General features: G+C 72.0%; 26 protein-coding genes. 18 read left to right on the top strand and 8 right to left on the bottom strand.

Going from position 1 to position 24,392, the window contains the following annotated elements; translation table 11 throughout:
* Positions 1-2 precede the first annotated feature (2 nt).
* Genes AC0I8G_RS23600 through AC0I8G_RS23610 form a run of 3 tightly spaced genes read left to right on the top strand, consistent with a single transcriptional unit; the run spans position 3 to position 2,335 of the window.
* Positions 3-776, top strand: a complete 774-nt coding sequence (locus AC0I8G_RS23600) for a motility protein A (protein ID WP_380262508.1) — start codon at positions 3-5, stop codon at positions 774-776.
* The gene (locus tag AC0I8G_RS23605) at positions 776-1,792 is read left to right on the top strand and encodes an OmpA/MotB family protein (RefSeq protein ID WP_471732125.1); all 1,017 of its coding nucleotides are present in this window, start codon (positions 776-778) and stop codon (positions 1,790-1,792) included. Before AC0I8G_RS23600 ends, AC0I8G_RS23605 begins: the two co-directional genes overlap by 1 nt.
* Positions 1,793-1,825: 33 nt before the next feature.
* The gene (locus tag AC0I8G_RS23610; protein ID WP_471732126.1) at positions 1,826-2,335 is read left to right on the top strand and encodes a flagellar basal body-associated FliL family protein; all 510 of its coding nucleotides are present in this window, start codon (positions 1,826-1,828) and stop codon (positions 2,333-2,335) included.
* Between the two features lie 64 nt (positions 2,336-2,399).
* Here AC0I8G_RS23610 and AC0I8G_RS23615 read toward each other — a convergent pair whose 3' ends face one another.
* Both AC0I8G_RS23615 and AC0I8G_RS23620 read right to left on the bottom strand, forming a co-directional pair.
* Positions 2,400-3,545 (bottom strand): hypothetical protein, encoded by a 1,146-nt coding sequence (locus AC0I8G_RS23615; RefSeq protein WP_471732127.1) that lies wholly within the window; start codon positions 3,543-3,545, stop codon positions 2,400-2,402.
* A 72-nt stretch (positions 3,546-3,617) separates the two neighbouring features.
* On the bottom strand, positions 3,618-4,394 hold the full coding sequence (locus tag AC0I8G_RS23620; RefSeq protein WP_471732128.1) for a COG4705 family protein: 777 nt from the start codon (positions 4,392-4,394) through the stop codon (positions 3,618-3,620).
* 140 nt (positions 4,395-4,534) lie between these two features.
* Here AC0I8G_RS23620 and AC0I8G_RS23625 point away from each other — a divergent pair, with 140 nt between their 5' ends.
* Entirely contained in the window at positions 4,535-5,137 is a 603-nt protein-coding gene (locus AC0I8G_RS23625; protein ID WP_471732129.1) for a DedA family protein, read from the top strand.
* 140 nt (positions 5,138-5,277) lie between these two features.
* Positions 5,278-5,937, top strand: a complete 660-nt coding sequence (locus AC0I8G_RS23630; protein ID WP_471732146.1) for a response regulator transcription factor — start codon at positions 5,278-5,280, stop codon at positions 5,935-5,937.
* On the opposite strand, the gene AC0I8G_RS23635 is transcribed toward AC0I8G_RS23630, so the two are convergent.
* Positions 5,927-7,405, bottom strand: coding sequence for a sensor histidine kinase (locus tag AC0I8G_RS23635; protein WP_471732130.1), 1,479 nt, complete (start codon positions 7,403-7,405; stop codon positions 5,927-5,929). The genes AC0I8G_RS23630 and AC0I8G_RS23635 overlap by 11 nt on opposite strands.
* A gap of 113 nt (positions 7,406-7,518) precedes the next feature.
* Between AC0I8G_RS23635 and AC0I8G_RS23640 the strand changes: the two genes are divergently transcribed.
* From AC0I8G_RS23640 to AC0I8G_RS23660, 5 genes are all read left to right on the top strand, one after another.
* Entirely contained in the window at positions 7,519-8,367 is an 849-nt protein-coding gene (locus AC0I8G_RS23640) for a COG4705 family protein (RefSeq protein WP_471732131.1), read from the top strand.
* Positions 8,364-8,990: a DedA family protein gene (locus tag AC0I8G_RS23645; protein WP_471732132.1), complete on the top strand. Its 627-nt coding sequence runs from the start codon at positions 8,364-8,366 to the stop codon at positions 8,988-8,990. The genes AC0I8G_RS23640 and AC0I8G_RS23645 overlap by 4 nt, the downstream gene beginning before the upstream one ends.
* A gap of 98 nt (positions 8,991-9,088) precedes the next feature.
* The gene (locus AC0I8G_RS23650; protein ID WP_471732133.1) at positions 9,089-9,991 is read left to right on the top strand and encodes a COG4705 family protein; all 903 of its coding nucleotides are present in this window, start codon (positions 9,089-9,091) and stop codon (positions 9,989-9,991) included.
* Between the two features lie 34 nt (positions 9,992-10,025).
* Positions 10,026-10,784, top strand: coding sequence for a COG4280 domain-containing protein (locus AC0I8G_RS23655; RefSeq protein WP_471732134.1), 759 nt, complete (start codon positions 10,026-10,028; stop codon positions 10,782-10,784).
* Positions 10,781-11,011, top strand: a complete 231-nt coding sequence (locus AC0I8G_RS23660) for a hypothetical protein (RefSeq protein WP_471732135.1) — start codon at positions 10,781-10,783, stop codon at positions 11,009-11,011. The genes AC0I8G_RS23655 and AC0I8G_RS23660 overlap by 4 nt, the downstream gene beginning before the upstream one ends.
* Positions 11,012-11,019: 8 nt before the next feature.
* Here AC0I8G_RS23660 and AC0I8G_RS23665 read toward each other — a convergent pair whose 3' ends face one another.
* From AC0I8G_RS23665 to AC0I8G_RS23685, 5 genes are all read right to left on the bottom strand, one after another.
* Positions 11,020-12,024, bottom strand: coding sequence for an aldo/keto reductase (locus tag AC0I8G_RS23665; protein ID WP_471732136.1), 1,005 nt, complete (start codon positions 12,022-12,024; stop codon positions 11,020-11,022).
* Between the two features lie 10 nt (positions 12,025-12,034).
* Positions 12,035-13,432 carry an MFS transporter gene (locus AC0I8G_RS23670; protein ID WP_471732137.1) on the bottom strand — a complete coding sequence of 466 codons (1,398 nt, stop codon included), beginning with the start codon at positions 13,430-13,432 and terminating at the stop codon, positions 12,035-12,037.
* 72 nt (positions 13,433-13,504) lie between these two features.
* The gene (locus tag AC0I8G_RS23675) at positions 13,505-14,281 is read right to left on the bottom strand and encodes an FAD:protein FMN transferase (protein ID WP_471732138.1); all 777 of its coding nucleotides are present in this window, start codon (positions 14,279-14,281) and stop codon (positions 13,505-13,507) included.
* A complete protein-coding gene (locus AC0I8G_RS23680; RefSeq protein WP_471732147.1) occupies positions 14,278-14,721 on the bottom strand; it encodes an FMN-binding protein in 444 nt (147 codons plus the stop codon). The genes AC0I8G_RS23675 and AC0I8G_RS23680 overlap by 4 nt, the downstream gene beginning before the upstream one ends.
* Positions 14,722-14,795: 74 nt before the next feature.
* Positions 14,796-16,208 (bottom strand): ferredoxin reductase family protein, encoded by a 1,413-nt coding sequence (locus tag AC0I8G_RS23685; RefSeq protein WP_471732139.1) that lies wholly within the window; start codon positions 16,206-16,208, stop codon positions 14,796-14,798.
* A 330-nt stretch (positions 16,209-16,538) separates the two neighbouring features.
* On the opposite strand from AC0I8G_RS23685, the gene AC0I8G_RS23690 reads away from it, so the two are divergent.
* The 8 genes from AC0I8G_RS23690 to AC0I8G_RS23725 all read left to right on the top strand — a co-directional run bounded on the left by AC0I8G_RS23690 (position 16,539) and on the right by AC0I8G_RS23725 (position 24,376).
* Complete coding sequence (locus AC0I8G_RS23690) at positions 16,539-17,483, top strand: flagellar motor switch protein FliM (protein WP_328291683.1); 945 nt, start codon at positions 16,539-16,541, stop codon at positions 17,481-17,483.
* Positions 17,480-18,220 carry a flagellar motor switch protein FliN gene (fliN, locus tag AC0I8G_RS23695; protein ID WP_380262530.1) on the top strand — a complete coding sequence of 247 codons (741 nt, stop codon included), beginning with the start codon at positions 17,480-17,482 and terminating at the stop codon, positions 18,218-18,220. Before AC0I8G_RS23690 ends, fliN begins: the two co-directional genes overlap by 4 nt.
* Positions 18,220-18,750 (top strand): FliO/MopB family protein, encoded by a 531-nt coding sequence (locus AC0I8G_RS23700; protein WP_471732140.1) that lies wholly within the window; start codon positions 18,220-18,222, stop codon positions 18,748-18,750. Before fliN ends, AC0I8G_RS23700 begins: the two co-directional genes overlap by 1 nt.
* The gene (gene fliP / locus AC0I8G_RS23705; RefSeq protein ID WP_471732141.1) at positions 18,747-19,634 is read left to right on the top strand and encodes a flagellar type III secretion system pore protein FliP; all 888 of its coding nucleotides are present in this window, start codon (positions 18,747-18,749) and stop codon (positions 19,632-19,634) included. Before AC0I8G_RS23700 ends, fliP begins: the two co-directional genes overlap by 4 nt.
* Positions 19,635-19,895: 261 nt before the next feature.
* Positions 19,896-20,174 carry a flagellar biosynthetic protein FliQ gene (locus tag AC0I8G_RS23710; RefSeq protein ID WP_328291679.1) on the top strand — a complete coding sequence of 93 codons (279 nt, stop codon included), beginning with the start codon at positions 19,896-19,898 and terminating at the stop codon, positions 20,172-20,174.
* 5 nt (positions 20,175-20,179) lie between these two features.
* Complete coding sequence (locus tag AC0I8G_RS23715) at positions 20,180-20,986, top strand: flagellar biosynthetic protein FliR (protein WP_471732142.1); 807 nt, start codon at positions 20,180-20,182, stop codon at positions 20,984-20,986.
* Positions 20,983-22,065, top strand: coding sequence for an EscU/YscU/HrcU family type III secretion system export apparatus switch protein (locus tag AC0I8G_RS23720; RefSeq protein ID WP_471732143.1), 1,083 nt, complete (start codon positions 20,983-20,985; stop codon positions 22,063-22,065). The genes AC0I8G_RS23715 and AC0I8G_RS23720 overlap by 4 nt, the downstream gene beginning before the upstream one ends.
* A gap of 91 nt (positions 22,066-22,156) precedes the next feature.
* Positions 22,157-24,376, top strand: a complete 2,220-nt coding sequence (locus tag AC0I8G_RS23725) for an ATP-binding protein (protein ID WP_471732144.1) — start codon at positions 22,157-22,159, stop codon at positions 24,374-24,376.
* The last annotated feature ends 16 nt before the right edge of the window (positions 24,377-24,392 follow it).

Here is a 24,392-nt window from a genome sequence, read left to right on the forward strand (position 1 = left end):
CCATGGACTTCGCAACCATCGGCGGTCTCATCGTCACCGTCGCCGCCATCCTCTGGACGCAGAACCACGAAGGTGGTTCGCCCACGGACCTCCTGCTGCCCGGCCCGCTCGTCATCGTCATCATCGGGACGCTCGGCGTCGGCTTCATGGGCGGGACGCTGAAGGACGGCATCGGGGCCTTCAAGTCCCTGCAGCGGGCCTTCCTGGGCAAGCCCAAGGACTCCGGCGCCACGGTCGGCGTCATCGTCAGCATGGCCGAGCGTGCGCGCCGTGAGGGCCTCCTGGCCCTCGAGGACGCCATCAAGGAAGTGGACGACGAGTTCCTCCGCGACGGCCTGCAGACCGCGATCGACGGCACCGACCCCGACGAGCTCTACGAGATCCTCAGCGCCCAGATCCAGGCCAAGAAGGCCGCGGACAAGCAGGCCGCCAAGATCTTCGGGGACATGGGTGGCTACGCACCCAGCGTCGGCATCTGCGGCACCGTCATCTCCCTCACCGTCGTCCTCGCGAACCTGACCGACGCGGCGGCCCTCGGGCCGCTCATCGCCGGCGCGTTCGTCGCGACCTTCTGGGGTGTCGCCAGCGCGAACATCCTCTACCTGCCCCTGCAGAGTCGCCTGACCCGCCTCTCCGCCATCGAGACCGCGCAGATGGAACTGGTCGTCGAGGGCATCCTCGCCATCCAGGCGGGCTCCAACCCCCGCTCGGTCGCGAAGAAGCTCGAGAGCCTGCTGCCCCCGGGCACCGCGGTTCCGGACAAGAAGGCGGCCTGATGTCGGCGGCGCACAAGCGGCGTCACAAGCACGAGGAGCACGAGGAGCACGCCAACCACGAACGGTGGCTGGTGGCCTACGCCGACATGCTCACCGTGCTGATGGCCCTCTTCATCGTCCTCTTCGCCCTCAGCCAGGTCGACCAGCTGAAGTTCGCGCAGTTCAAGGACGGTCTCACCAAGGGGACCGCCGCCTCCAACCAGGCGGTCTCCGGGAACTCCGGGATCATGGACGCGGCCAACGGCGACATGCCCATCGACATCAGCCCGAACTCGACCGGTCAGCCGTTGCAGCAGAGCATCTCCTCCGAGGTGAAGCAGGTCCTGCAGCGTCAGCAGACCGCCCAGACCCAGTCGGACCTCCAGGACGCCAAGCAGGAGGTCCAGGACTACCGCGAGATCGAGAAGCAGATCAACGACGCGCTCACCGCGAAGGACGACCAGGACCAGGTGACCTACCGGATCACCTCCGACGGGCTCATCGTCGGTCTGGTTGCCGACAACGTGTTCTTCGCCAACGCCTCCGCCGAGGTCGAGGAGAAGGGCCGCGAGGTGCTGGACGTCATCGCGCCGATCCTGGCGCAGCTGCCGAACGACGTCGCGGTCCAGGGACACACGAACTCGCTGCCGCTGAAGGGTTCCACTCGCTACCGCGACAACTGGGACCTCTCCGCGGCCCGCGCCATGACGGTCGTCCAGCGGTTCATCGCCGCCGGCATCCCCGGCGACCACCTCTCGGGCACCGGGTACGCCGACAGCCGTCCGCTGTACCCGAACGAGGACCCCAAGGCGCTGACGGGCAACCGTCGCGTCGACCTGGTCATCGCCTCCCCGAGCTCGGACGCCGTCAAGGCCCTCCTGCCCGAGGTCGCCGCCCAGACCGACACCGGGTCCGGACCGGCGGAGCTCACCGACACCACCGACACCGCGGGTGCGGAGAACACCTCGAGCGTCACCTCCACCACCGACCTCGCCACCGGCATCGCGCCGAACCTCGCCGCGAACGTCGCTCACTGACCCCCTGACGAACACGACCGAACGGAGTTCCCCATGGCCAAGGACAAGACCAAGGGCGACGGCGAGGCCAAGCCCGGCGGCAAGAAGAAGATGATCATCATCGCCGCGGGCGCGGCCGTGCTGCTCGCCGGTGGCGTGGGTGGAGGCGTCTTCTTCCTCACCAAAAGCGACAGCGCCTCCGCCGCGACGGCGACCCCCACGCCGACCCTGACCCCCGGCGACGTCACCGCGCTCGACCCGATCAGCGTGAACCTCGCTGACGGTCACTACTTGAAGATCGGCGTCGGGCTGCAGGGCGTCCTGGCCGCCGGCGGGGGCCACGAAGGCAGCAGTACCGCCCTCGACGGCTCCAAGGCGTACGACCTGATCATCAATGAGTACTCCAACCTCTCGATGACCGACCTGCAGAACACCGATCAGCGCAACCACTACAAGGACGAGCTGCAGGAGAAGGTCATCGAGGCGTACAAGACGCACGACGACAAGGGCGAGGAGACCGAAGGGGTCATGGGCATCTACCTGACCTCCTTCGTCATGCAGTGAGCTGAACCCTCCACCAGGAAGGCCCCGGGCACCAGCGCCCGGGGCCTTCCTGCGTCTGCAGCGCTCACCCCGCGCTGGTCGTCGGGACGGTGAGGTAGAAGAAGTCCCGCTGATCGGGCTCGAGGTAGCGGTCGGCCGGACGGGACATGTCGGGCAACAGCTTCGTCGGCGTGGGCGTTCCCGAACCGTCGGTCGGTTGCCAGCTGGCGAAGGACGCCATCCCGTGGTGCATGTCGAGTTCCATGGCGCGCACCGCCCCCGCGGTCACGAGGGCGTCGGTCAGGTGCACCAGGTCGAGGCCGTTGCCCGCGACGTAGACGGTGTCCCCGCGCGCGTCGACGCCGAGACCCGACCGCCAGGTGAACTGCTTCTGGTTCTTCGACGTCCCCCACGCACCGTGCGCGTCGTCGGCGAGCCCGGGAACGGGACGACCGCCCTCGACGACCATCTGCAGGTTCTGCCGCGCCGCGAGGGTCGTCGGGCCGACGGTGACGTCGGAGCCGAGCCTCCCGACGTCCAGGTGTCCCCGCGCGTCGATCACCGCGGTGGCCAGGCCGTCGACGAGCGGTCGCGAGGACCGGCCCTGCAGCAGGAACCCGCCGGGAGTGTCCTTGAACTTGAACCCCGAGTTGAACGTCGCCAACAGGTTCGGGACGTCGGTGGTGGCTACGCGGGCGTTCCCCGGCCAGGAACCCCGGTCCGGCTGGGTCGTCCCGGCGACGAGGTGGGCGACCGCTCCGGCCTTGATCCACGCGGCGCCGGCGATCACCTCGGGGTGGGCCGCGTCGGGTCGGAAGAACGTCGTCCAGAGGGCAGGGTTCCCGTCGGCCCCGGACCTCCCGGGGATCCACTGGTCCTCGCCGACGACCTGTGGGACTCCGAGGATCACCGGTGGCGCGACCTGGACCGTCCGCACGACGTGCGTGCTGCCCGTTCCGGCCCGGACGGTCGGCGTCTGACCCGCCGGCACGTGCCGGGCGTACCACCAGTTCTCGGCCGCGTCGACGACCCGGCCACCCCCGTTGTCCCGCACCCACTCCACGGAGCGCGTCGCGAACGGAGCGGACCCCGGGTAGGTGAGGGCCTGCACGTAGGAGACGGCGGGGGCGGCGAGGACCGCCGCGGTGATCCCGGCGGTGATCAGCAGCCGGCGACGGCGGCGGGGGTGTCGACGGAGCGGTCGGTGGGGAGGGGAGTCGGCGGTGCTCATGGGCACACCCTGCTCCGGCGTTGTTGAAACTCCGCTGAACCCGGGCGCGCTGACACCGGGCGGTTCAGCGCTTCAACGGGTCACGAGTCCCCGGTCGGGGGAGTCGATGCGACTGCGGGTCAGGTGCACCACGACGACGAGGATCGCGGCGAGGAAGATCGCGCTGGTGGCGGTGGTGCCGAGTCCGAGTCCACCGTCGCCCTTGGGCTGCGACAACAGGTCGCCGAGCGAGGCGCCGAGCGGGCGGGTCAGGACGTAGGCGGCCCAGAAGGTACCCACGGCGCTGAGCTTGACGCCGAAGCGCAGCACGGCGACCACGGCGATGGCCGCGGCGAACAACGCGACCGAGGGCAGGTAGCCGAGACCCGCCTCCTCCGCGATGAGGTCGCCGGCGGCGGTACCGAGGGCGAACGTGAAGAGGATGGTCAGCCAGTACCAGGCTTCGCGGCTGCGGGAGTCGACGGCGTGGATCGAGAGCGTCCCCTCCCGGGCGTACCAGACGGCGAAGGTGGCGGTCAGCAGGACCGCGAAGGCGATCGTCGAGGCGATCAGCGGAACTCCCGCGACGTCGGTGAGGTTGTCGGTGATCAGGGTGCCGACGACGCTGATGAGGACGACGGCGAGCCAGTACAGCGGGGGCCGGTAGGCGCGCGACCGGAACTGCGCGACGAGCACGATCGCCAGCAGCAGGCCCATGACGATGCTCGTGGCGCTCAGGCCGAACCCGAGGGTCTCGTTGAGGTAGTCGGCGGCCGTCTCGCCGACCGTGGTGGCGAGGACCTTGACGACCCAGAAGAAGGCGGTGACCTCGGGAACCTTGTTCGCAGCGGGGCGCAGGGGAGATGGCATGCAGTCACCGTGACGGGGTGGTGTTGAAGGGTTCCTGAGGACGACACGAGGAGGACCGGACCGTTCTCAGCGAGGGTTCAGCGCGCCCGTCGGATGCTCCTCGCAGTCGAGTGGAGGTGGTGAGGGCGGTGGAGCACGCGGTGGCTGCCCTGCTGGCGGTGCCGACGGTGTGGCTGCTCGTGGTCGTCGCCCTGCTGGTCTTCGCCGAGGACGCGCTCTTCGTGGGGTTCGTCGTGCCCGGTGAGACGGCCGCGATCGTCGCCGGCGCCTCCGCGAACCTCGGGCACACGCCGCTGCCGGTGGCCTTCGCCGTCGTCGCGCTCGCCGCGGTGGCCGGCGACAGCGTCGGCTACCTCGTCGGGCGCCGGTTCGGTTCCCGCCTGCTCGCCGCGGGGCCGCTGCGCCGGCACGCCGTCGGCCTGGAGAAGGCCCGCGACCTCCTGGAACGTCGCGGGGGCGGCGCGGTCTTCCTCGGTCGGTTCACCGCCTTCCTGCGGGCCGTCACCCCGGCCCTGGCGGGAACGGCGCGCATGCCCTACGGGCGCTTCGCCGCCTGGAACGTCGTCGGCGGGATCGTCTGGGCCGTCGCGGCCGTCCTGGTCGGCTACTCCGCCGGCGCGTCCTACTCCGTTGCGGCGCAGTGGCTCGGCCGGGGCAGCGGGGTGCTCGTCGCGGTCGTCGCGGTGGCCGTCCTCGTGGTCTGGTCCCTGCGGCGCCGTCGGCATCGCACACCCACCTCCTGATGACGTCCTCCGTGCTCCGGCCAGCGGTCCTGCTCAGCGCCGTCCTGGCCGGGGTCACCGGTCTGCGCGACCCGGTGGTGTCGTCGCCCCCGGGTGAGTCGTGGCAAACTCGCCTGACCACGGGTCCAGGGGGGATGACGGTGCGGGTGCTGCTGGTCGACGACGAGGTCACGCTCGCCGCGACGCTGTCGTCGGGGCTGACCGGGGTCGGGTTCAGCGTCGAGGTCGTCCACGACGGGGGGTCCGGGTTGGAGCGGGCCACCGCGGGTTCGTTCGACGTCGTCGTCCTGGACATCATGCTGCCGGTGCTCAACGGCTACGAGGTCTGCCGGACGTTGCGGGCGCGCGAGGTCTGGACCCCGATCCTCATGCTGACCGCCAAGGACGGGGAGTACGACGAGACCGACGCGTTCGACCTCGGCGCCGACGACTACCTGCGCAAACCCTTCTCCTTCGAGGTCCTCGTCGCCCGGTTGCGTTCACTGGTCCGGCGCGGTGCGCCCGAGCGGCCTGCGACGCTGAGCGCGGGGGAACTCGCCCTCGACCCCGCCCAGCAGCGGGTCCACCTGCGCGGCGAGGAGGTCCGCCTCACCGCGCGGGAGTTCCAGGTGCTGCACCACTTCATGCGCCACGCCGGCGACGTCCTGACCAAGACGAACATCCTCGAGAACGTCTGGGACGAGTTCTACGACGGCGACGAGAACCTCGTCGAGGTCTACGTCGGGTACCTGCGCCGCAAGGTCGGTCGCGAGTTCATCGAGACGATCCGGGGTTCGGGTTACCGCTTCGTCACTCCGTGAGTTCCGGGGAGTCCGGGAACTCCGAGATCGGGAGTTCGATCCGGAAGCACGTCCCCGGGCCGTCGCCGGGGTCGAGGACGCGGACGCTCCCGCCGTGGGCCAGGACGATCTCGCGGACGATGGCCAACCCGAGGCCGGTGCCACCGAGGTCGCGGGCACGACTCTCCTCCAGGCGCACGAAACGGTCGAACACGCGTTCGCGGTCCGGACCGGGGATCGGCGGGCCGTCGTTGACCACGTCCAGGACGGCCGTGGAGCCGTTGCGGCGCAAGGCGATGGACACCGTCGAGACGGCGTGCCGGGCGGCGTTGTCGGTCAGGTTGCGCAGCACCCGCGACAGCGCGTGCTCGTCGCCCAGGACCCGGGCCGGTTCGCGGTGCACGGCGACGTCGAGCGTCGTGGCCGTCCGCAACCGGCGGGCCTCGGCGGTCACCAGGTCGTCGAGGTCGACCTCGTCGCGCTGAGGGGTGCCCGCGGAACTGCGGCTGCGCTCGTCGACCCGGGCCAGCAGTAGCAGGTCGGCCACGAGCCGGTCCAGTCGTTGCGCCTCACCCCTCACGAGGACGGCGAGGTCCCCGCGGTCAGCGCGATCGGGGACGGTGAGGGCGATGTCGGCGGCGGCCCGCAGGGTGGCGACCGGGCTGCGCAGTTCGTGGCTGGCGTCGGAGACGAACTGCCGCTGCGCCGTCGTCGCCCGGTCGAGGTCGGCGAGCATCGCGTTCATCGTCCGGGCCAGTTGGGACACCTCGTCGTCGCCCGGCGGGACGGGAACCCGTTCCGAGAGGTCGCGCAGGCTGATCCCCTCGACGGTCGTGCGGATCTCGCTGACCGGGCGCAGCGACCGCCCGATGAACAGGTACGTGGCCCCGGCCACGGCGAGCAGCAGCAGCGGGCCGGCGACGGTCAGGGCGACCTCCGCGGCGTGCAGGGTGTCCTCGCCCGTGCCCAGCGACTGCCCGATGAGCACCGTGAACCGGGTGCCGCCGACCTCGCCGCCCAGCGCCGTGAACCGGTACGGGTCGTCGTCGAAGGGCAGGGCCCTCTCGAGCATCAGGGTCCCCCCCGCGGCCGGCAGTTCCCGGGCGAGCGCGGTGAAACCCCGCAGGTCGTCGCTGGCGGCGATGACGGTGCCGTCGGCGTCGAGGACCTGGACCACCGCCCGTCGCCGGGAGGCGGCGGAGATGGCGTCGCGCAGGTCCTCGCGGTTCGGGGAGTCGGTCGTGGCGACGGCGGTGGAACTCGCGATGTCCCCGTCCACCAGGGCCGAGACCCCCTGCGCGGTGGCGAGGTTGCCGGCGTCGATGCTGTTGTCCAGGTTGTTGCTCAGCGCCAGCAGCAGCACGGCGCCGGCCGCGGCGACGACCACGGCCTGCAGGACGGTGGCGGCGATCGTGGAGCGGATCTGCACCCCGGCCGCCCGCCACCAGTCGAGAACCCTGCCGAGCACCCGACGGGGCGTTGCGACCACTGGATCCACCTCTCTCAGTCTGGAACGGCCTGTCCCGGCTCTGATCGTCGCGCACCACCGTGCGCACCGAGCCGCTCAGCAGAGGTTCAGCATGCCTTCGCCACGCTGGGGGCATGACACAGACTCCTGGTCCGGAGGGACCCCGGGGCGGCACCGGTGCCGCCCCGCGCACGGCGGCGAACAAGGTTCCCGAGGTCACCGCGTTCTTCTGGATCGTCAAGGTGCTGGCCACCACGGTGGGGGAGACCGCGGCGGACTACCTCAACGAGACCCTCGGCTTCGGTCTCACCGCGACCAGCATCGTCATGACGGTGCTGCTCGCGGTCGTGCTCGTGGCGCAGTTCCACAGTCGTGGCTACCGGCCCCCCGTCTACTGGCTGGCCGTGGTCCTGATCAGCGTCGTGGGGACGTTGCTCACCGACAACCTCACCGACGGCCTCGGGGTGCCGCTCCTGGCCTCCACGATCGTCTTCGCGGTCCTGCTGACGGCGACGTTCCTGACGTGGCACCGGGTCGAGGGCACGCTGTCCATCCACGCGATCGACAGCCCCCGGCGGGAAGCCTTCTACTGGCTCGCCATCCTCTTCACCTTCGCCCTGGGCACCGCGGCCGGTGACTTCGTGGCCGAGACGACCGGCATCGGGTACCTCCCCTCCGTCCTCCTGTTCGCCGTCGCGATCGCCGTGGTGGCCGTGCTGCGCTTCGGGCTGCGCCTGAACGCCGTCGGGACGTTCTGGGCGGCCTACGTCCTGACCCGCCCGCTGGGCGCGTCCCTGGGTGACCTGCTGTCGCAGGACCGGGCCGACGGCGGTCTGGGTCTGGGGACCACGGTGACCAGCGTCCTGTTCCTCGCAGCGATCCTGGCGGTGGTGGTGTACCTCAGCCTCAGCCGGGTCGACGCCCCCGACCGTCGCGGCGTCCCGGCCGCCTCGTCGTCGTCCTCCTCCTCGTTGTCGTCGTGAGCGCGCTGCTGGACCCCCAGCACCTGCTGTCGTCCTTCGGGACCCTGGGGGTCTTCGTGATCCTCTTCGCCGAGACCGGGTTGCTCGTGGGGTTCTTCCTGCCCGGTGATTCGCTCCTCTTCACGGCCGGGCTGCTCACGGCGACGGGTGTCAGCTCCTCGGTCCACCTGTCCCTGGTCCCGGTGCTCCTGGCCGCGGTCGGCGGGGCCCTGCTGGGGGCGGAGGTCGGCTACCTCATCGGCCGGGCCGCGGGTCCGGCTCTGCTGGAGCGTCCTGAGCACCGCCGCCGCTACGCGGGGGTGCAGCGCGCCCGCGCCGTCCTGGAACGCTACGGGCACGGCAAGGCGATCGTCCTCGCGCGGTTCATCCCGGTGGTCCGGACGCTGATGAACCCCCTCGCGGGGACGGTGGGCGTCCCGGCCCGCACCTTCACCCTGTGGCAGTGCGTCGGGGGGCTCCTCTGGGCCCTCGGGGTCACCCTCGCCGGGCACGTGCTCGGCGGGCAGATCCCCGGGATCGACGCCTACCTGCTGCCGATCATCGCCGTCGTCGTGGTGGTCTCGCTGCTGCCGGTGCTGGTGGAGCTGCTGAAGTCACGGCGAGGAACCGCCTCCCGCCGCTGACCGCTCTCAGCCGCGGTTCAGCGACTCGCAGGCAGCATGGGGGGAGACCCCCGAACGCCGCCGCCACGCCCTACCCCCCTGTCTGGAGACGACGCCCCATGGCCCGCACGCCCCTGCAGCTGATCCCCCGCGCGCGTCCTCCGGTGGCGGCGAAGGTCCCCGAGATCACCGTCCTCTTCTGGGTGGTGAAGGTGCTCACCACCGGCATGGGGGAGGCCGCTTCGGACTTCCTCGGCACGACGAACCTGGTCCTCGGCGGGGTGGTCGGCGTCGGGGGGTTCGCCCTCGCCCTGTGGTGGCAGTTGCGCGCGACGCGCTACCAGGCGGTCCGCTACTGGTTCGCCGTCGCGATGATCGCCGTCTTCGGGACGATCGTCGCCGACGTGCTGCACGTGGCGACCGGACTGTCGTACTACGTGACCTCGGCGTTCTACGGGGTGGTCGTGATCGTCCTGTTCGCCTGGTGGCGGCGCAGCGAGGGCACCCTCGACATCCACAGCATCACGACGGCCCGCCGGGAGCGGTTCTACTGGGCCACCGTCATCGCGACCTTCGCGCTGGGGACGGCGGTCGGCGACCTGACCGGGTTGACGATGCACCTCGGTTTCCTGCCCTCGGGGTTGCTGTTCGCAGTCGCCATCGCGGTTCCCCTCGTGGCGTGGCGGCGCGGAGCGAACCCGGTCGCGATGTTCTGGGTGGCCTACGTGCTGACCCGTCCGCTGGGGGCCTCCTTCGCGGACTGGCTGGCCAAGGAACCATCCGTCGGAGGGGGTGTTGGCTTCGGGGACGGTCCCGTGACCCTCGTCGCCCTCGTCGTGATCGTCGCCCTGGTGGCCCACCTGGCGGTGAAGCGCGGCGACGTGCAGGAGCAGACCGCAGCGGTCCCGGAGGCTGCCGCGGACGTGCCGCTGCGCCGTGCTGCGCCGTCGTCGTCCTCGTCGTCGTCGCCCAGGGTCGCCAGCGAGTCCCTGCCCGGCGACGCCGGCGGGGACCGCAGCTGATCGGGCCTCCACCCGCACCGAGCCAGGAGCATCCGTGACCGCACCCTCTGCGCTCTTCCTGTCCGTCTTCCTGGCCTGCACCGTCGAAGCCGTCGAGGCGCTCACCGTGGTCCTCGCCGTGGGCGTGACGCGGGGCTGGCGTTCCAGCGGACTCGGCGTCCTCGCGGGTCTCGCCGCGTTGGCCGTCCTCGTGGCGGGCCTCGGGCCCGCGCTGACGGTGGTCCCCCTGCAGGTGCTCCGACTCGTCGTGGGGTCGCTGCTGCTGGTCTTCGGGCTGCAGTGGCTGCGCAAGGCGGTCCTGCGCGCCTCCGGGCGCAAGGCGCTGCACGACGAGGCAGCCCTGTTCGCCGCCCACGCGGAGGCGGCACGCTCGCAGGCGGCGCGGACGTCGGACGGCGTCGACGCCTACGCGTTCACCCTCTGCTTCAAGGCCGTCCTCCTCGAGGGTCTCGAGGTGGTCTTCATCGTCCTGACCTTCGGGGCCAACGCCGGACGCATCGGGCTGGCCGCGCTGGGTGCCGCGGCGGCGGTCCTCCTGGTCACCGTCGCCGGCCTCCTGGTCCGGGGCCCGTTGTCGCGGGTGCCCGAGAACCAGCTGAAGTTCGTCGTCGGCGTGCTGCTGACCTCCTTCGGGATGTTCTGGAGCGGTGAGGGCGCCGGGGTGCTCTGGCCGGGCGCCGACGCCGCCCTGCCGGTGCTCGTCGCGTTCACCGCCTGCGTCGCCGTCGGGTACACGGTGGTGCTGCGTGCGCGGACCCCGCGCGGGGACGCGTCCGCACGGGTCGGGTCGTGAAGGCGCTGCGCGTGGTCCTGGACGTCGTCCGCGACCTCGTCGTCGGTGATGACTGGCGGATGGTCGTGGGGATCGCGGCGATGGTCCTGCTCATCGTCGGCGGTCGTGCGGTGGGGGTTCCGGTGTGGTGGCTACCTCCGGTGACGGTGCTGGTGATGCTCGGTGTCGGCGTCTCGAGCGCGCCCCCGGAACTGCGCCGGCCCCGGCGTCGGGATCGGCGTCGGTGACGACCGGGTCACAGGTTCGTCTGCGATTCCAGCCAGTCGGGGTAGCGTCCGCCCTCGATCTCGAGGGCGCCCGACTGCCGGGACAGCTCCTCCACCTCCTCGGGCGTGAGGGTCACGTCGGCCGCGGCGACGTTCTCGCGGAGCCGGCCGGGGTTCGTGGTCCCGGGGATGGGGACGATCCACGGCTGCCGGGCCAGGAGCCAGGCCAGGGCGATCTGGCCGGGTGTGCAGCCCTTCCGCTCGGCGAAGCGCCGCACGAGGTCCACCACGGCCGCGTTCTGCTGCTGGGCCGCCGCCGCGAAGCGGGGGATGCTGGCGCGCAGGTCGCTCCCCTCGGCGAACGAGGTCCCGGTGGCGATGGTCCCGGTGAGGAAACCCTTGCCGAGGGGGCTGAAGGGCACGAACCCGACGCCGAGTTCGGCGCACACGTCGAGGACGGCGTCCTCGGGGCGACGCCACCAGAGCGAGTACTCGCTCTGGACCGCCGTCACCGGGTGCACGGCGTGCGCCCGGCGGATGGTGCCGGCGGCCGCCTCGGACAGCCCGTAGTGCTTCACCTTGCCCGCGGCGACGAGTTCCGCGACGGCGCCCGCGAACTCCTCGATCGGGAACTCCGGGTTGACCCGGTGCTGGTAGTACAGGTCGATCGCCTCGACCCCGAGGCGCTGCAGGGAACCGTCGGCGGCGGCCGCGACCTCGTCCGGTCGCAGCATCCGCCCGGTCGCGGTCCGGGTGACGGGGTCGACGTGCTGGGCGAACTTCGTGGCGATCACGACGTCGTCGCGCCCGGCGAGGGCGTCGTGCAGGGCCTCGCCGACGAGTTCCTCGTTGGCGTGGGGGCCGTAGACCTCGGCCGTGTCGAAGAACGTCACGCCGAGGTCCACCGCGGAGCGGACGTGGGCCAGCATCTGCTGCCGGTTGGGCGTGGCGCCGTACCCACCGGTGGTGGTCATGCAGCCCAGGCCGATCGCGGAGACGGCGGGGCCCTGCGGGCCGAGGGTTCGGGTGTGCACGGGTTCCTCCTCAGGAGCTTCGGGCGGGGACACGCAGACTCAGCAGCGCAGCGCCCAGGAGCAGCGCCGCGGAGATCAGGAAACTGGCGCGGGCGCCCGCGAGGAACTCGCCGGACACCAGGGCGCCGAAGACGGCGATGGCGACCGCGCCGCCGATCTGGCGGAAGGTGTTGAACACCGCGCTGGCCGTGCCGGACCGCTCCGGCGCGACGCCCTCCAGGACGACCGAGGTCACCGAGGGCATCGCCAGCGAACCGCCCGCCCCGATGAAGCAGACGCAGAGGGCCGTCCACCCGACCGAGCCGGTACCGACCGTGGCGGCCAGCCCGAGCAACCCCGCGACCATCGACGTCAACCCGGCGACCACGGGGACCCGCGCGCCGAAGCGGTTCGTGACCGGTCCGCTCGCCAGGTTCCCCGCGACGGCGAGGACCGCCGACGGCACGAAGACCAGTCCCGCCCGCAACGGGGTCAACCCCAGGTGCTGCTGCAGGTAGAGGCTCACGACGAACACGTTGCCGAAGTTCCCGACCATGAAGGCGAAACCCACCGGCAGCGCGATCCGCACCCCGCGGGCGCGGAAGAGGTCGAGCGGCACCATCGGGTGCGCGGCGCGGGCCTGGACGACGATGAACGCGGCGATCGCCGCGACGGCCACGACCAGGGTCGCCACCACGGTCGGTGACGTGAAACCCCGGTGACCGCCGTCGATCAACCCGAACACCAGGGCGGACAACCCGAGCACGGCCAGGACCTGACCGGCCACGTCGAAGGGCCTCGGTCGGCGCGGCGACGTCGCGACCCGGGTGAGGAAGACGAGCATCCCCCCGCAGACCGGCACGTTGACCAGGAACACCCAACGCCAGTCCAGCGAGGTCAGGAGACCCCCCACGGGTTGACCGAGCAGGCCGGCGACCGCTCCGCCGACGGCCCAGACCCCCAGGGCCCGGGATCGGCGACCCGGATCGGGGAACGCCTCCCGGACCAGGGCCATGGACGCCGGCAGCATGATCGCCGCGCCGGCTCCCTGCGCGCACCGCGCGGCGATCAACGCCCCCGCCGACGGTGCCGCCGCACACGCGGCCGAGGTGATCGTGAAGACGACGACGCCGAGCGCGAGGGCACGTTTGGCGCCGATCCGGTCGGAGAGGTTCCCGGCGAACAGCAGCAGGCACGCGAACAGCAGGGTGTAGCCGTCGATGATCCACTGCTGGCCCGTCACCCCACCGCCGAGTTCCGCGCGGATCGCCGACAGGGCGACGTTGACGATCGAGATGTCGAGGGTGATGAGGAAGAACCCCAGCGACGCGATGGTGATCACGACGCGGGCGTGGGGGGAGTCGGGGGATTCCGGCGCCGGGGGAACACTCGCAGCGGGGAGTTCCTCGACCTCGTCACGGTGGCGCACAAACCCACCGTAGGGGGGCTCGCCGGGTGGTGGGATGCCCTGGCAGTACCCCTCTCACCGCTCTCACCCCCGTCACGGGTCGCCGACGACCTCCGTGGTCCCGTCGGCCCACACGACCAACCCGGACGTCCCGGGCCGACCGCGGAGCCAGCGGGCGGCGTCGGGACCGAGGGCGTAGGCCGCGGTCGCGTCGACGTCGGCGCGGGTCAGCGACGGCGCGATCACGCTCACCTGGGCCACCGCGGTGGGCGCGACGCCGGTGCGGGCGTCGACGAGGTGCGCCCCCCGGTGCGCGGTGCCCGAGGTGGCGATCGCGCCGTTCTCGATCGCCACGGTGGCGATGATCCGCCGGGGATCGGCGGGGTCCTCGATGCCGATGCGCCAGGGCGGGGACCCGGGGGAGGCGTTGTGGCAGAGCACGTCACCTCCCCCGGAGAGGCAGGAGTCGGTGTCCGGCAGACCCGTCAGCCAGACCGCGGCGCGTTCCAGGGCCCAGCCCTTCACGACGCCGGCGGTGTCGAGGCGACGCACCCCGTCCGCTCCCGGGCGGTGGACGTCGAAGGCGCCGCCGGAGGCGCGACGGGCCTCCTCCGCGATCGCCAGGACCTCCGCCACCTCGGCCGGGCAGTCGGCGACGGTGACCTCCCCGCGCCCCAACCGCGAGGCCCACGACTGCGGCCGGTAGTGGCTGAAGACGGCCTCCGCCGCGCGCAACGAGGCGAGCACCGCGTCCCAGGCGTCCCGCCCCGCGGCGTCGTCGCGGTGTCGTCCCCGGATCGCGAGGCTCACGGGGAAACCCATGACCTGCTCGACCCGGCGGACGGTGGCGGCGTCGTGCTCCCCGCTCACAGTCCGGCCTGGTCCAGCGCGCTCTGCAGGGAGGTGAGGTACCCGGTGCTGGTCACGGTGGCTCCGCTGACCATGTCGATCGAGGCGTTCTGCGCGGACAGGGTCTCCTGCACGAGGGTGGGGAGGGCGCGGGCGTTGATCTCCTGGTCCCTCCCGTTCTCGCTGGGGTACTCCACGACGTCGACCGCGGTGATCTTGCCGTCCGCCACGGTGATCTCCACCTGCACCGGTCCCCACCGGGTGTCGGCGGCGGAACCGGTGAACGTCGCCGACGCGGTCGTCGAGGTGCCGCCCGAGGTCGCCGTGCCACTCGAACCCGTGGACCCCGAACTCGTGGACCCCGCGACGGCGGGGGACACGGCCGCGGTGCTCGTCGCGGCGGCCCCTTCGGTGGAGGTGTGGTAGCCGAAGAGGAGGACGAGCACCGTGACGGTGCTCATGCCGGCGACGACGATGCGGCGGGTGGAACCACCCTCGCCCGGTTCGTGCAGGGGAGCTTCTCGGGTCACGAGGTTCACCATCCGAAGTCTTCGCAGTGGAATCGCTCGGCCGGGACCCCGGCGGCGGTGGCGGCGCGGCGCACGTCCGCGGTCCATCCCGCCGGGCCGCAGACGTAGACGTCGCGCCCGGCGATGTCGGGGACGAGGTGACGCAGCGCGGTCACGTCGTCGATCGGGGGAGTTCCGGCGGGCAGCCAGGACCCCTCGGCGCGGCGGGGACCGGGGAGGTCCACGACCCGCAGGCCCCGGTCGCGGGCGAGGACGTCGAACTCCCGCGCGAACAGGGGTCTCCCCTGGTGGCGGTGCAGCAGGACCGCCTCACCGGGGGCGTAGCCGAGGCCTTCGGCCAGGGCCCGCAGGGGGGTGATGCCCACCCCGGCGCCGATGAGGACGACGTCGCGGCGGGTCCGGGCCCGGGCCGAGAGGCGACCGTGGGGACCTTCCACGAGGACCCTCGTCCCGGGTCGGAGGTGGCGCAGCCGGCGACCGCCGTCACCGGTGGTGCGGACGGTGATTCGCAGCCGGCGGCCGTCCGGGGCGGCGGAGAGGGAGTAGGGGTGGTTGCGCATCCAGCCCGGTCCGTCCAGGAAGCGGAACCCGAGGAACTGCCCGGCCTCGACCGGCAACCGGTGCAGGTTCCGACCGGTCATCACGACGGAGACGACGTCGGGTGCCTCCTGCACGACGGAGGTGACCCGCAGGTCCAGTCGCAGGCTCCGCACCAGGGGCACGGTGACCCGGTGCACCAGGACCGCGACCACCGTCGCCCCCCAGGCCGCCCACCAGAACACCGTCCGCAGCGGGTGGCCGGTGAACTCCTGACCCGTCCACAACTGGTGCGGCAGGGCCAGACCGACGCCGAGGTAGGCGTAGAGGTGGATCAGGTGCCACGACTCGTAGCGCAGCCGGCGCCGGGCGGCGCGGACGCTGGTCACGACCACGGCGACCAGGGCGAGCGTTCCCGCCCCGGCGAGCAGCACGCCGGGTTCCTCGACCAGGAGGTTCCACCCGGTCGCGGGGGTCTGCGACAGTTCCCCGCCGGCGTAGCCCCAGGTGATCGTGACGATGTGGGCGAGCATCAGGTCGAAGGAGCAGAAACCCACCCACCGGTGCACCCGGGCGAGGCGGTCCTGCCCGAACGCGGCCTCCAGGACCGGGACGCGGGCCATGAGGAACACCTGGGCCAGCAGCAGCACCGAGGCGACCAGGCCGGACAACCGTCCCAGCGAGGTCAGGGCGTCGGCCCAGCCGGTGAGGTCCTGCAGTCCGCGGTCGGCGGCCCACCAGGAGGTGACGAGCAGCAGGGAACCCCACAGCGAGCAGCCCGCGGCGAGGCGCACGCCCCGGTCGCGTCGGGCGCGGTCCGTGGGGGGACCGGGCGGACGACCGGGCTGCGACCGGGTGCCCGGTGACGTCGTGATGGTCATGCGGTGCTCCGAGGGGTTCGTGGGTGGGGACCTCGCCGGTGGCGTTCCGGTTCCGAGTGTGGGTCGAACCGGCTGAAGGCGACCTGAAGGACGTCCACGCACCTCCCAGGTCACGCACAGGTCAGCCCACGACCCGACCCAGGTCGCTGGTCCGGGGTCTGAGGGCACCGCGACTCCGGGCCCCGGGCACCCCGTCGAGCCGGGGACGCCGGCCGTCGTCCTGCCCGTCGGCCCCCTCGCGTCGGGGCGAACCCTTGAGCCGCAACGCCCGGAACCACCCGTTCGGGCTCGCGCTAAAGGGTGACGGCCATTCGTGCCGATAGAGGGCTCGTGGCAGCCGAGACCCCCAGTACCGCCGAGCGGACAGGCACCCGTCGCTCCCGGCGACGCGGTGTTCCCGTCCCGTACGACTTCAGACGGCCGACCAAGCTGTCCCGTCAGCACGCCCGCGTGCTCGAGATCACCTACGAGGGCTTCTGCCGTCAGTGGGCGACGCTGCTGTCCTCCACCCTGCGCACCACCGTGCAGGTCGAGCTCGACGGCATCCAGCAGTACAGCTACGACGAGTACGCCGCGTCGCTGCCGCTGCCGACCGTGATGGCCGTCTTCGACCCCGAGCCGCTGACCGGGGCGGGCGTCCTGCACCTCGACATCGCCTTCGTGCTCTCCTGCATCGAGCGGATGCTCGGGGGGAGCGGCCACAACGAGCAGCCCAACCGGCAGCTGACCGACATCGAGGCCGTCCTGGCCCGCGGGATGGTCGAACGCACGCTCGTCGAACTGGCCTCCTCGCTGGTGACGGTCGTGGACCTCAAGCCGAAGCTCACCGCGATCGACCAGAACCCGGCCTTCGCCCAGGCTGCCGCCGCGACCGACGTGATGATCGTGTCCTCCTTCCACCTCGAGGTGGACGGGGTCGCCGGCACCGCGACGCTCGCGATGCCGCTGGACCCGCTGTCCGCGGCGCTGACCGCGGCGGAACTGCGGGTCGCCAGCCCCGAGGAACTGCGGATCCGGCGCCTCATGCGCGACCGCCTCGACGACCACCTCGAGCACATCCCGGTGGACGTCTCGGTCCGGATGAAGGCGGCGCAGATGCGTCCCGACGAGATCCTCTCCCTCATCCCCGGTGACGTGCTGCGGCTGCCGCAACGCGCCGACGAGCCCCTCGAGGTGGTCGCCCAGGGCGCCCACGTCGCCTCCGCCGTGGCCGGTAGCCGCGGACCCCGACTCGCCTGCCTGATCGTCCCGACCCCCGAGGAGAACGCACGATGAGCACCGCAACCCACACCGACCTGACCGCCACGCTGCGTGAGGCCGCCCAGGCTGCGCTCGCCGTCCTCCCGCTCTCGGCGCCCGGCACCATCACCGGTGTCGTGACCGTCGCCCAGGCCCCCGACCTCGGCGAGGAGGGCATCGCGGTCTCCGCGAACTTCGCCGGTGCCGCCAACGGCCGCGTCACCGTCGTCGTCGGCGAGGAGACCCTCAACACCCTCCTCATGAGCCCCGAGGGCGCCCTCGACCCCGTCGACGCCCTGCGCCCGGCCCTGGAGACCGTCGTGCACTCCCTCGGGCAGTGCACCCTGGACGCGGGCGTCGAGGGCGACCCGGCGCAGGCCCTGTCCCAGCTCGACGGCGGTGCCGTCGCGGTGATCGGCGCCGGCGGGGAGACCCTGGCCCTGATCGGGCTGACCCTCACCGCCCAGAACGACACCCCGCAGCCCACCGCCTCGGCGTCGTCGTCGTCGCCCGCGGTGAGCCGCCCCCGCACGATGGACCTGCTGCGCGACGTGCAGATGGACGTCACCGTCGAGCTCGGGCGCACCAGCATGACCGTGCAGGACCTGCTGGCCCTGACCCCCGGCTCCGTCGTCGAGCTGGACCGCGCCGCCGGCAGCCCCGCGGACATCCTGGTCAACGGTCAGCTCATCGCCCGCGGCGAGGTCGTCGTCGTCGACGAGGACTACGCCATCCGCATCACCGAGATCGTCACCCCGGAGGCCGGCGCCTGATGGACGCCGTCGCCGCGATCGCCCGCACGAGCATCTCGCTGGTCGCGGTGCTCGGCCTCCTCTACCTGATCTCGCGCTGGTTGCGCCGCCGTCAGGGCGGCGTGACCGGCGGGGCGGACTTCTCCGTCCTGGCCAAGCAGAGCCTCGGCGCGAAGGCCGCCGTCGCCCTCATCAAGGTCGGCGACCGGGCCCTGGTCGTCGGGGTCTCCGACGCCGGCGTGAACCTGCTCGGCGAGACCGACGTCGCCTCCGTGTTCGCCCGGACGGGTGAACTCAAGGAAATCGCCGAAGGTGTCGAGGTAGGGGACAGCACCGCGGAACCCTCCACGGTGGACGTCACGGACGGACCGGAAGTCGTTGCGGCCCAGCCGAACGTGGGGGAGCGCTACCTGCGCAAGGACGGCGAGACCGTCGCCGCGAAGCTCCCCGCGCGCCACGCCCCCCAGCCGGGCGTCACCGGTTCGGCCCTGTCGCCGGCCACCTGGACCAAGGCAGTCGACGTTCTGCGTGAGAGGACGACCCGCAGGTGAAGAACTCCCGTGCCCGCACCCTGGCCGCGGCGCTGGTGCTGTCCGGTGGACTGATCGCCGGAGGTGCCGCGTCCGCTCAGGCCGCCACCTCCGCCCTCGCCCCCCTCAGCGTCTCCGCCGCCGCCCCTGTCGCCTACGTGACGGGTGTGAGCGCGGGCAGCCCCGCCGGTGCCGTGGCGCCGGCCGACCCGGTGGCCCCGGCCGCCCCGGCCGCCCCGGGTTCGGTGTCCCTGGACATCAACGGCGTCAGCGGCAAACCCAGCCAGTCGGTCACCGTCATCATCGCCCTGACGATCCTCTCGGTCGCCCCCGCGCTGCTGCTGCTCACGACCTGCTTCACCAAGATCCTCATCGTCCTGGGCCTGACGCGCAACGCGCTCGGCCTGCAGGGCACCCCGCCCAACCAGGTGCTGGCCGGCCTCGCGCTCTTCCTCACGATGTTCGTGATGGCCCCCACCTTCAGCGCGATCAACGACGCCGCGATCCAGCCCTACCTCAAGGGCGACAAGACCGCGACGGTCGCCTTCACCGACGGCAGCGAGCCGCTGAAGCAGTTCATGCTCAAGCAGACCCGGCCCGAGGAACTGGCCCTGATGACCAAGGCCGCCAAGCGTGACCTGCCCGCCACCCGCGAGGCCACCCCGCTGACGACCCTCGTCCCCGCCTTCGCCCTCTCCGAACTGCGCAGCGCCTTCATCATCGGCTTCGTCATCTTCATCCCGTTCCTGGTGATCGACATCGTCGTCTCAGGAGCCCTGATGAGCCTCGGCATGATGATGCTCCCCCCGGTCACCGTCTCCCTCCCCTTCAAGCTCCTCCTCTTCGTGATGGTCGACGGCTGGGGCCTGATCATCAAGGCCCTGGTCTCCAGCTACGCGGGCTGAGCCAGCGCGAAGGTGACCTGGAAGGACGACTCACGGGGTGGGTTCGTCGGATGTCCGAAGTGAGCGCCGGCCCACCCCCGTGAGGGAGTGCGAGAACTCGCGCGAACGGAGTATCCGACGGGCCCACCCCGTGAGTCGTCCGGGCCCGAACCCGACCCAACGCCCTCCTGAGCCCGATTCAAGAACCTCACCCGATCGGCCGAGAACTACGCCAGAAGCGTGAACACCCCCGCACCACCCTCCCGACAGGAAGGCACCGCGATGACCGACGTGACCGTCATCCACATCGGGATGACCGCTCTCGTCCTCGCTGCCAAGCTCTGCGCCCCCATGCTGCTGACCGCGCTGGCCGTCGGCTTCGGCATCTCGCTGTTCCAGTCCGTGACCCAGCTGCAGGAGCAGACGATCGCCTTCGTCCCCAAGGCCATCGCCGTGGGCGTCGCGATCGTGGTGTGCGGCAAGTGGATGCTGCACGAGATGACCTCCTTCACCACCGCGCTCTACGACCAGATCCCGTCGCTGCTCTCGCACGGCGGCTGAGCGGCGTGCAAGGACTGCCCTCGATCCCGCTGGACCTGATCCTGGCGGTCCTGCTGGCCTCGGTCCGCTCGGCGGCGTTCCTGATGTTCGCCCCGCCGTTCGCGAACAAGGCCGTCAACGGCCAGGTGAAGGCGATGCTCTCGGTCGCGATGGCCCTGCCCGTCGCGGGTCGGCTGCGCGACTCCGTGCCCGCTGCGGAACCGGGTCCGCTCATCACCGCCGTCGTGCAGCAGGCCCTCGTGGGCGTCGTCATGGGCGCCTTCGTCGCGTTGCTGTTCACCGCCGTCCAGGCCGCGGGCGACATGCTGGACCTCTTCGGCGGTTTCCAGCTCGCCAGCGCCTACGACCCGTTGATGCAGGTCCAGACGGCCATCTTCGGCAAGCTCTACAGCTGGACGACCACCGCGCTGCTCGTCGTCACCGGCGGGCACCTGCTGATCCTCCAGGGCTTCCTGCGCTCCTACGACGTGCTGCCCCTGAACGCGGGGATCGACACCGGGACCGTGGGGCGGGTGTTCACCCAGGGCATCAGCCAGCTGATGCTCTCGGCGCTGCAGATCGCGGCACCCCTCATCGCGGTGCTCTTCATCACCGACATCGGCCTGGGGCTGCTCTCGCGCGTCGCCCCGGCCCTGAACGTCTTCGCCATGAGCTTCCCGGTGAAGATCCTCATCGCCCTGACCCTGGCCGGGTTCACGTTCTCGATGCTGCCCGGGGTCGTCGCCGACATGGCCGGCACCGCGCGCGAGACCGTCGTCCGCCTCGTCACCCCCGGTGCCGCGGATCCTGTGAGCGGGGGTGGGGGCGGGTGAGCGGGGAGAAGACCGAGAAGCCGACCGCCAAGCGCCTCAAGGAGGCGCGCGAGGAAGGCAACATCCCGTTCTCCCGCGACGTCGCGGCGTGGTTGTCGACGGGCGCGGGGGCGATCGCGATCCCGCACACCATCGAGGCCGGCAAACTGCTCATGACGCAGGCGATGACCGACATCGCCACCGTCGCCGCCGATCCCGAACCGGCGCGGGCCCTGTCGGCGATGTCGGACACGTTCTCCGGCATCCCCACCGTGCTGGGGCCGCTGGCGTTCACGACGTTCATGGCCGTCGTCGTCTCCGGCGCGATCCAGGGCACCCTGCGCCCGGCGACGAAGAAGCTCAAACCCAAGTTCAGCAACCTCAACCCCGTCAACGGCTTCAAGCAGCACTGGGGCCCCCAGGCCATCTGGGAGGGCACGAAGTCGCTGCTGAAGACGGCCGTCATCGGCTTCGTCATGTGGATGATCGCCAAGAACCTCGCCCCCGACCTCGTCGGGCAGGGAGCGATGTCGATGTCGGCGGTGCTGGCCCTGACCAAGTCCGCCATCGCGAAGATGCTGATGGTCACCGTCCTCATCGGGCTGATCATCGCCGCCGCCGACTACGCCATGAGCTACCGCCGCACCATGAAGAAGCTGCGGATGTCCAAGCAGGACATCAAGCAGGAGCACAAGAACGCCGAGGGCGACCCGCTGCTCAAGGGCGCGATCCGCTCCAAGCAGATGGCCATGTCGCGCAACCGCATGATGTCCGACGTCGACAAGGCCGACGTCGTCCTCGTCAACCCCACCCACATCGCCGTCGCCCTGCGCTACGAACCGGGCACCGGCGCGCCGAAGGTCGTCGCCAAGGGCGCCGGCGCGATCGCCACCAAGATCCGCGAGAGGGCCAAGGCGAACGACGTCCCCCTGGTCAAGGACGTCCAGCTCGCCCGCACGATGTACAAGAGCTGCAAGGTCGGCCAGGAGATCCCCCCGGAGTTCTTCGCCGCCGTCGCCAAGGTCCTCGCCTTCGTCATGAGCCTGCGCAGCCGCGGGTCCCTGACGGCCTTCGGCGAAGCCCACACCGTGCCCGCCTGACCGCACCGGGCCGTGCCGGTTCAAGGTCGCGGTGACCGCGACCGATGGTGACGGTGTGGGCCGACAGGGTGATGCGCGCAGTGCGCCGGACGTGAGCAGCCGCCCCGCTCCCGCCCCCCACCCCGCACTGGGGGAGCGGCTGCACGAACTGCTCCCGCAGCCCGCCCCGCGCCCCGGCGCCCTGCACGAGGCCGCCCTCGCCCACGGCCGCACCCGTCGCCGCGTCGACGAGCGCGCGGCCGCCGCCGGCGGCACCTCCGTCGGCGCCCGCCTCACCCGCGCCCTCGGCGTCGTCGTCGCCCTGCTGCTGCTCGTCGGGGTCTCCGGCGCCGGGGGCCTGCTCGTCACCGGCTCCTCCCGCGCCCGGGAGACCCAGCTGCGTCAGCTCGAGTCGGCCAACGCCTCCCTCCAGCTCACCCTCTCCGACGCCGACTCCGCCCTGCGCGACCGCCGCGACAGCGGCTCCGCAGCGCTGCCGGCGACCTACACCACCGCCCTCGACGCCCTGCCCGCCCTGCGGGGACACGTCCAGACCCTCCTCACCGACCCGTTGCAGCGCAGCCTCTTCGCCGAGCAGTCCCGACTCATCGACACCTGGGTCGCCGGGAACGCGGACGACTCCGGCACCGACGACCCAGGGACCGAGCAGACGCAGGCCTTCGCGCGACTGCGCGACGCCAACGCCCGCCTCGACGTCCTCGTCCGCGACCAGCGCCACGACGCGACCTCCGCGGAGGACTGGGTCCGCTACGCGGCCCTCGCCGGCACCGGACTCACCCTCGCCGCCGCCCTCGCCGTCGTCGCCACCACCGGACGCCGCACCCGCCGGGCCCTCGTGGACCCCCTGCGCTCCCTCGTCGACGTCCTCGACGCCCACGGCCGGGGCGATCGTCGCGCCCACGCCGACCCCACCGACGGCCCCAGCGAAGTCCGCTCCGTGGCGCTCGCGGTCAACGACCTGGCCCGGGAGAACCAGCGGCTGCTGGACGCCGCGGAGCAGTCCGCGCGCCTGCACCGCCTCGCCGGGGACATCGGCCGCGAGGTCCGCGACCAGCTCGTCGCCCAGGACGCCCTGCAGGTGGCGGTGACCCGCCTCGGCGAGGAGCTCGACGTCGCCCGCGTCTGGGTCCGGATGCTCACCGACGCCGGGCTGGGCCCCGTCACCCGGGAGTGGGCCCACCCCCCGCTGTCGCCGCTGACCGGTGGCCCCGGAGGCGGCGCGGGCGGCGCCGTCCACGGCGGCGGGTGGGCCGTCTTCGAGGACTCGCGCAGCTGGCTCCAGGAGCTGCACACCAGCGGCGAGGTCTACGCCGTGCCCGACACCCGCACCCTGCAGGGACGCTCCGCCACCCTCGACGCCTTCCTGCACGACTGCGGCGCGCGCGCCCTGCTGCTGGTGCCCATCGGTGTCGGGGACACCCCGCACGGTCTGCTCAGCGTCGTCTGCGGGGCCGGGGCCCGCGACTGGTCGGTGCCGGAGGTCGAACTGGCCCGTTCCGTGGCCGTGGACCTCGCCCGGGCCCTGGTCCTGGCCGGGCTCTACCGCGCCCAGGAACGGCTGCTGGGGGAGCTGCGCGACGTCGAGAACGTCAAGTCAGACCTGCTGGCCACCGTCTCCCACGAACTGCGCACCCCCCTCACCTCCATCTCCGGCTACCTCGAACTGCTGCGCGACGGCGCCGTCGGGGAGGTCTCCGCGGACGTGTCCTCGGTGCTGGGCATCGTGGAACGCAACACCGAACGGCTGCGCTCCCTCATCGAGGACCTGCTGCTGCTCTCGCGCGTGGAGTCCGCCCCCACCGCCGAGGTGCGCGGCTCCACCCCCGTGGCCGACCTCGTCGCCGGGGTGGCCGCCGCCGTCGCCACCGGCGCCACCAGCGGCGGGACGCTGCGCTGCACGACGTCGCCGGAGGAGCTGAGCGGGATGCGGGTCAACGGCGACGCCGGGCACCTGCACCGGGCCGTCCTCGCCGTCGTCGACAACGCGGTGAAGTTCTCACCCGTCGGCTCGCTGGTGCGCCTGCGGGTGGAGGAGCACAGCGGTCGCGTGCGGATCGTCGTGCAGGACAACGGGATGGGCATCCCCGCGGGAGAGGTCGACGCCGTCTTCGGGCGGTTCGCACGCGGGTCCAACGCCGCCGTGCTCGCCGTGCCCGGCACCGGTCTCGGCCTCACCATCGCCCGCGACCTCGTCCGCCTGCACGGCGGGTCGCTCGCGCTGGACTCGGTGGAGGACCAGGGCACGACGGCCGTGCTCGAGCTACCGCTGATCGACCCCCTCGAAGACCTGCGGATCGGAGGAGCACGGTGACCCCCCTCACCCACCC

The organism is Kineococcus sp. AC630 (assembly GCF_979255925.1).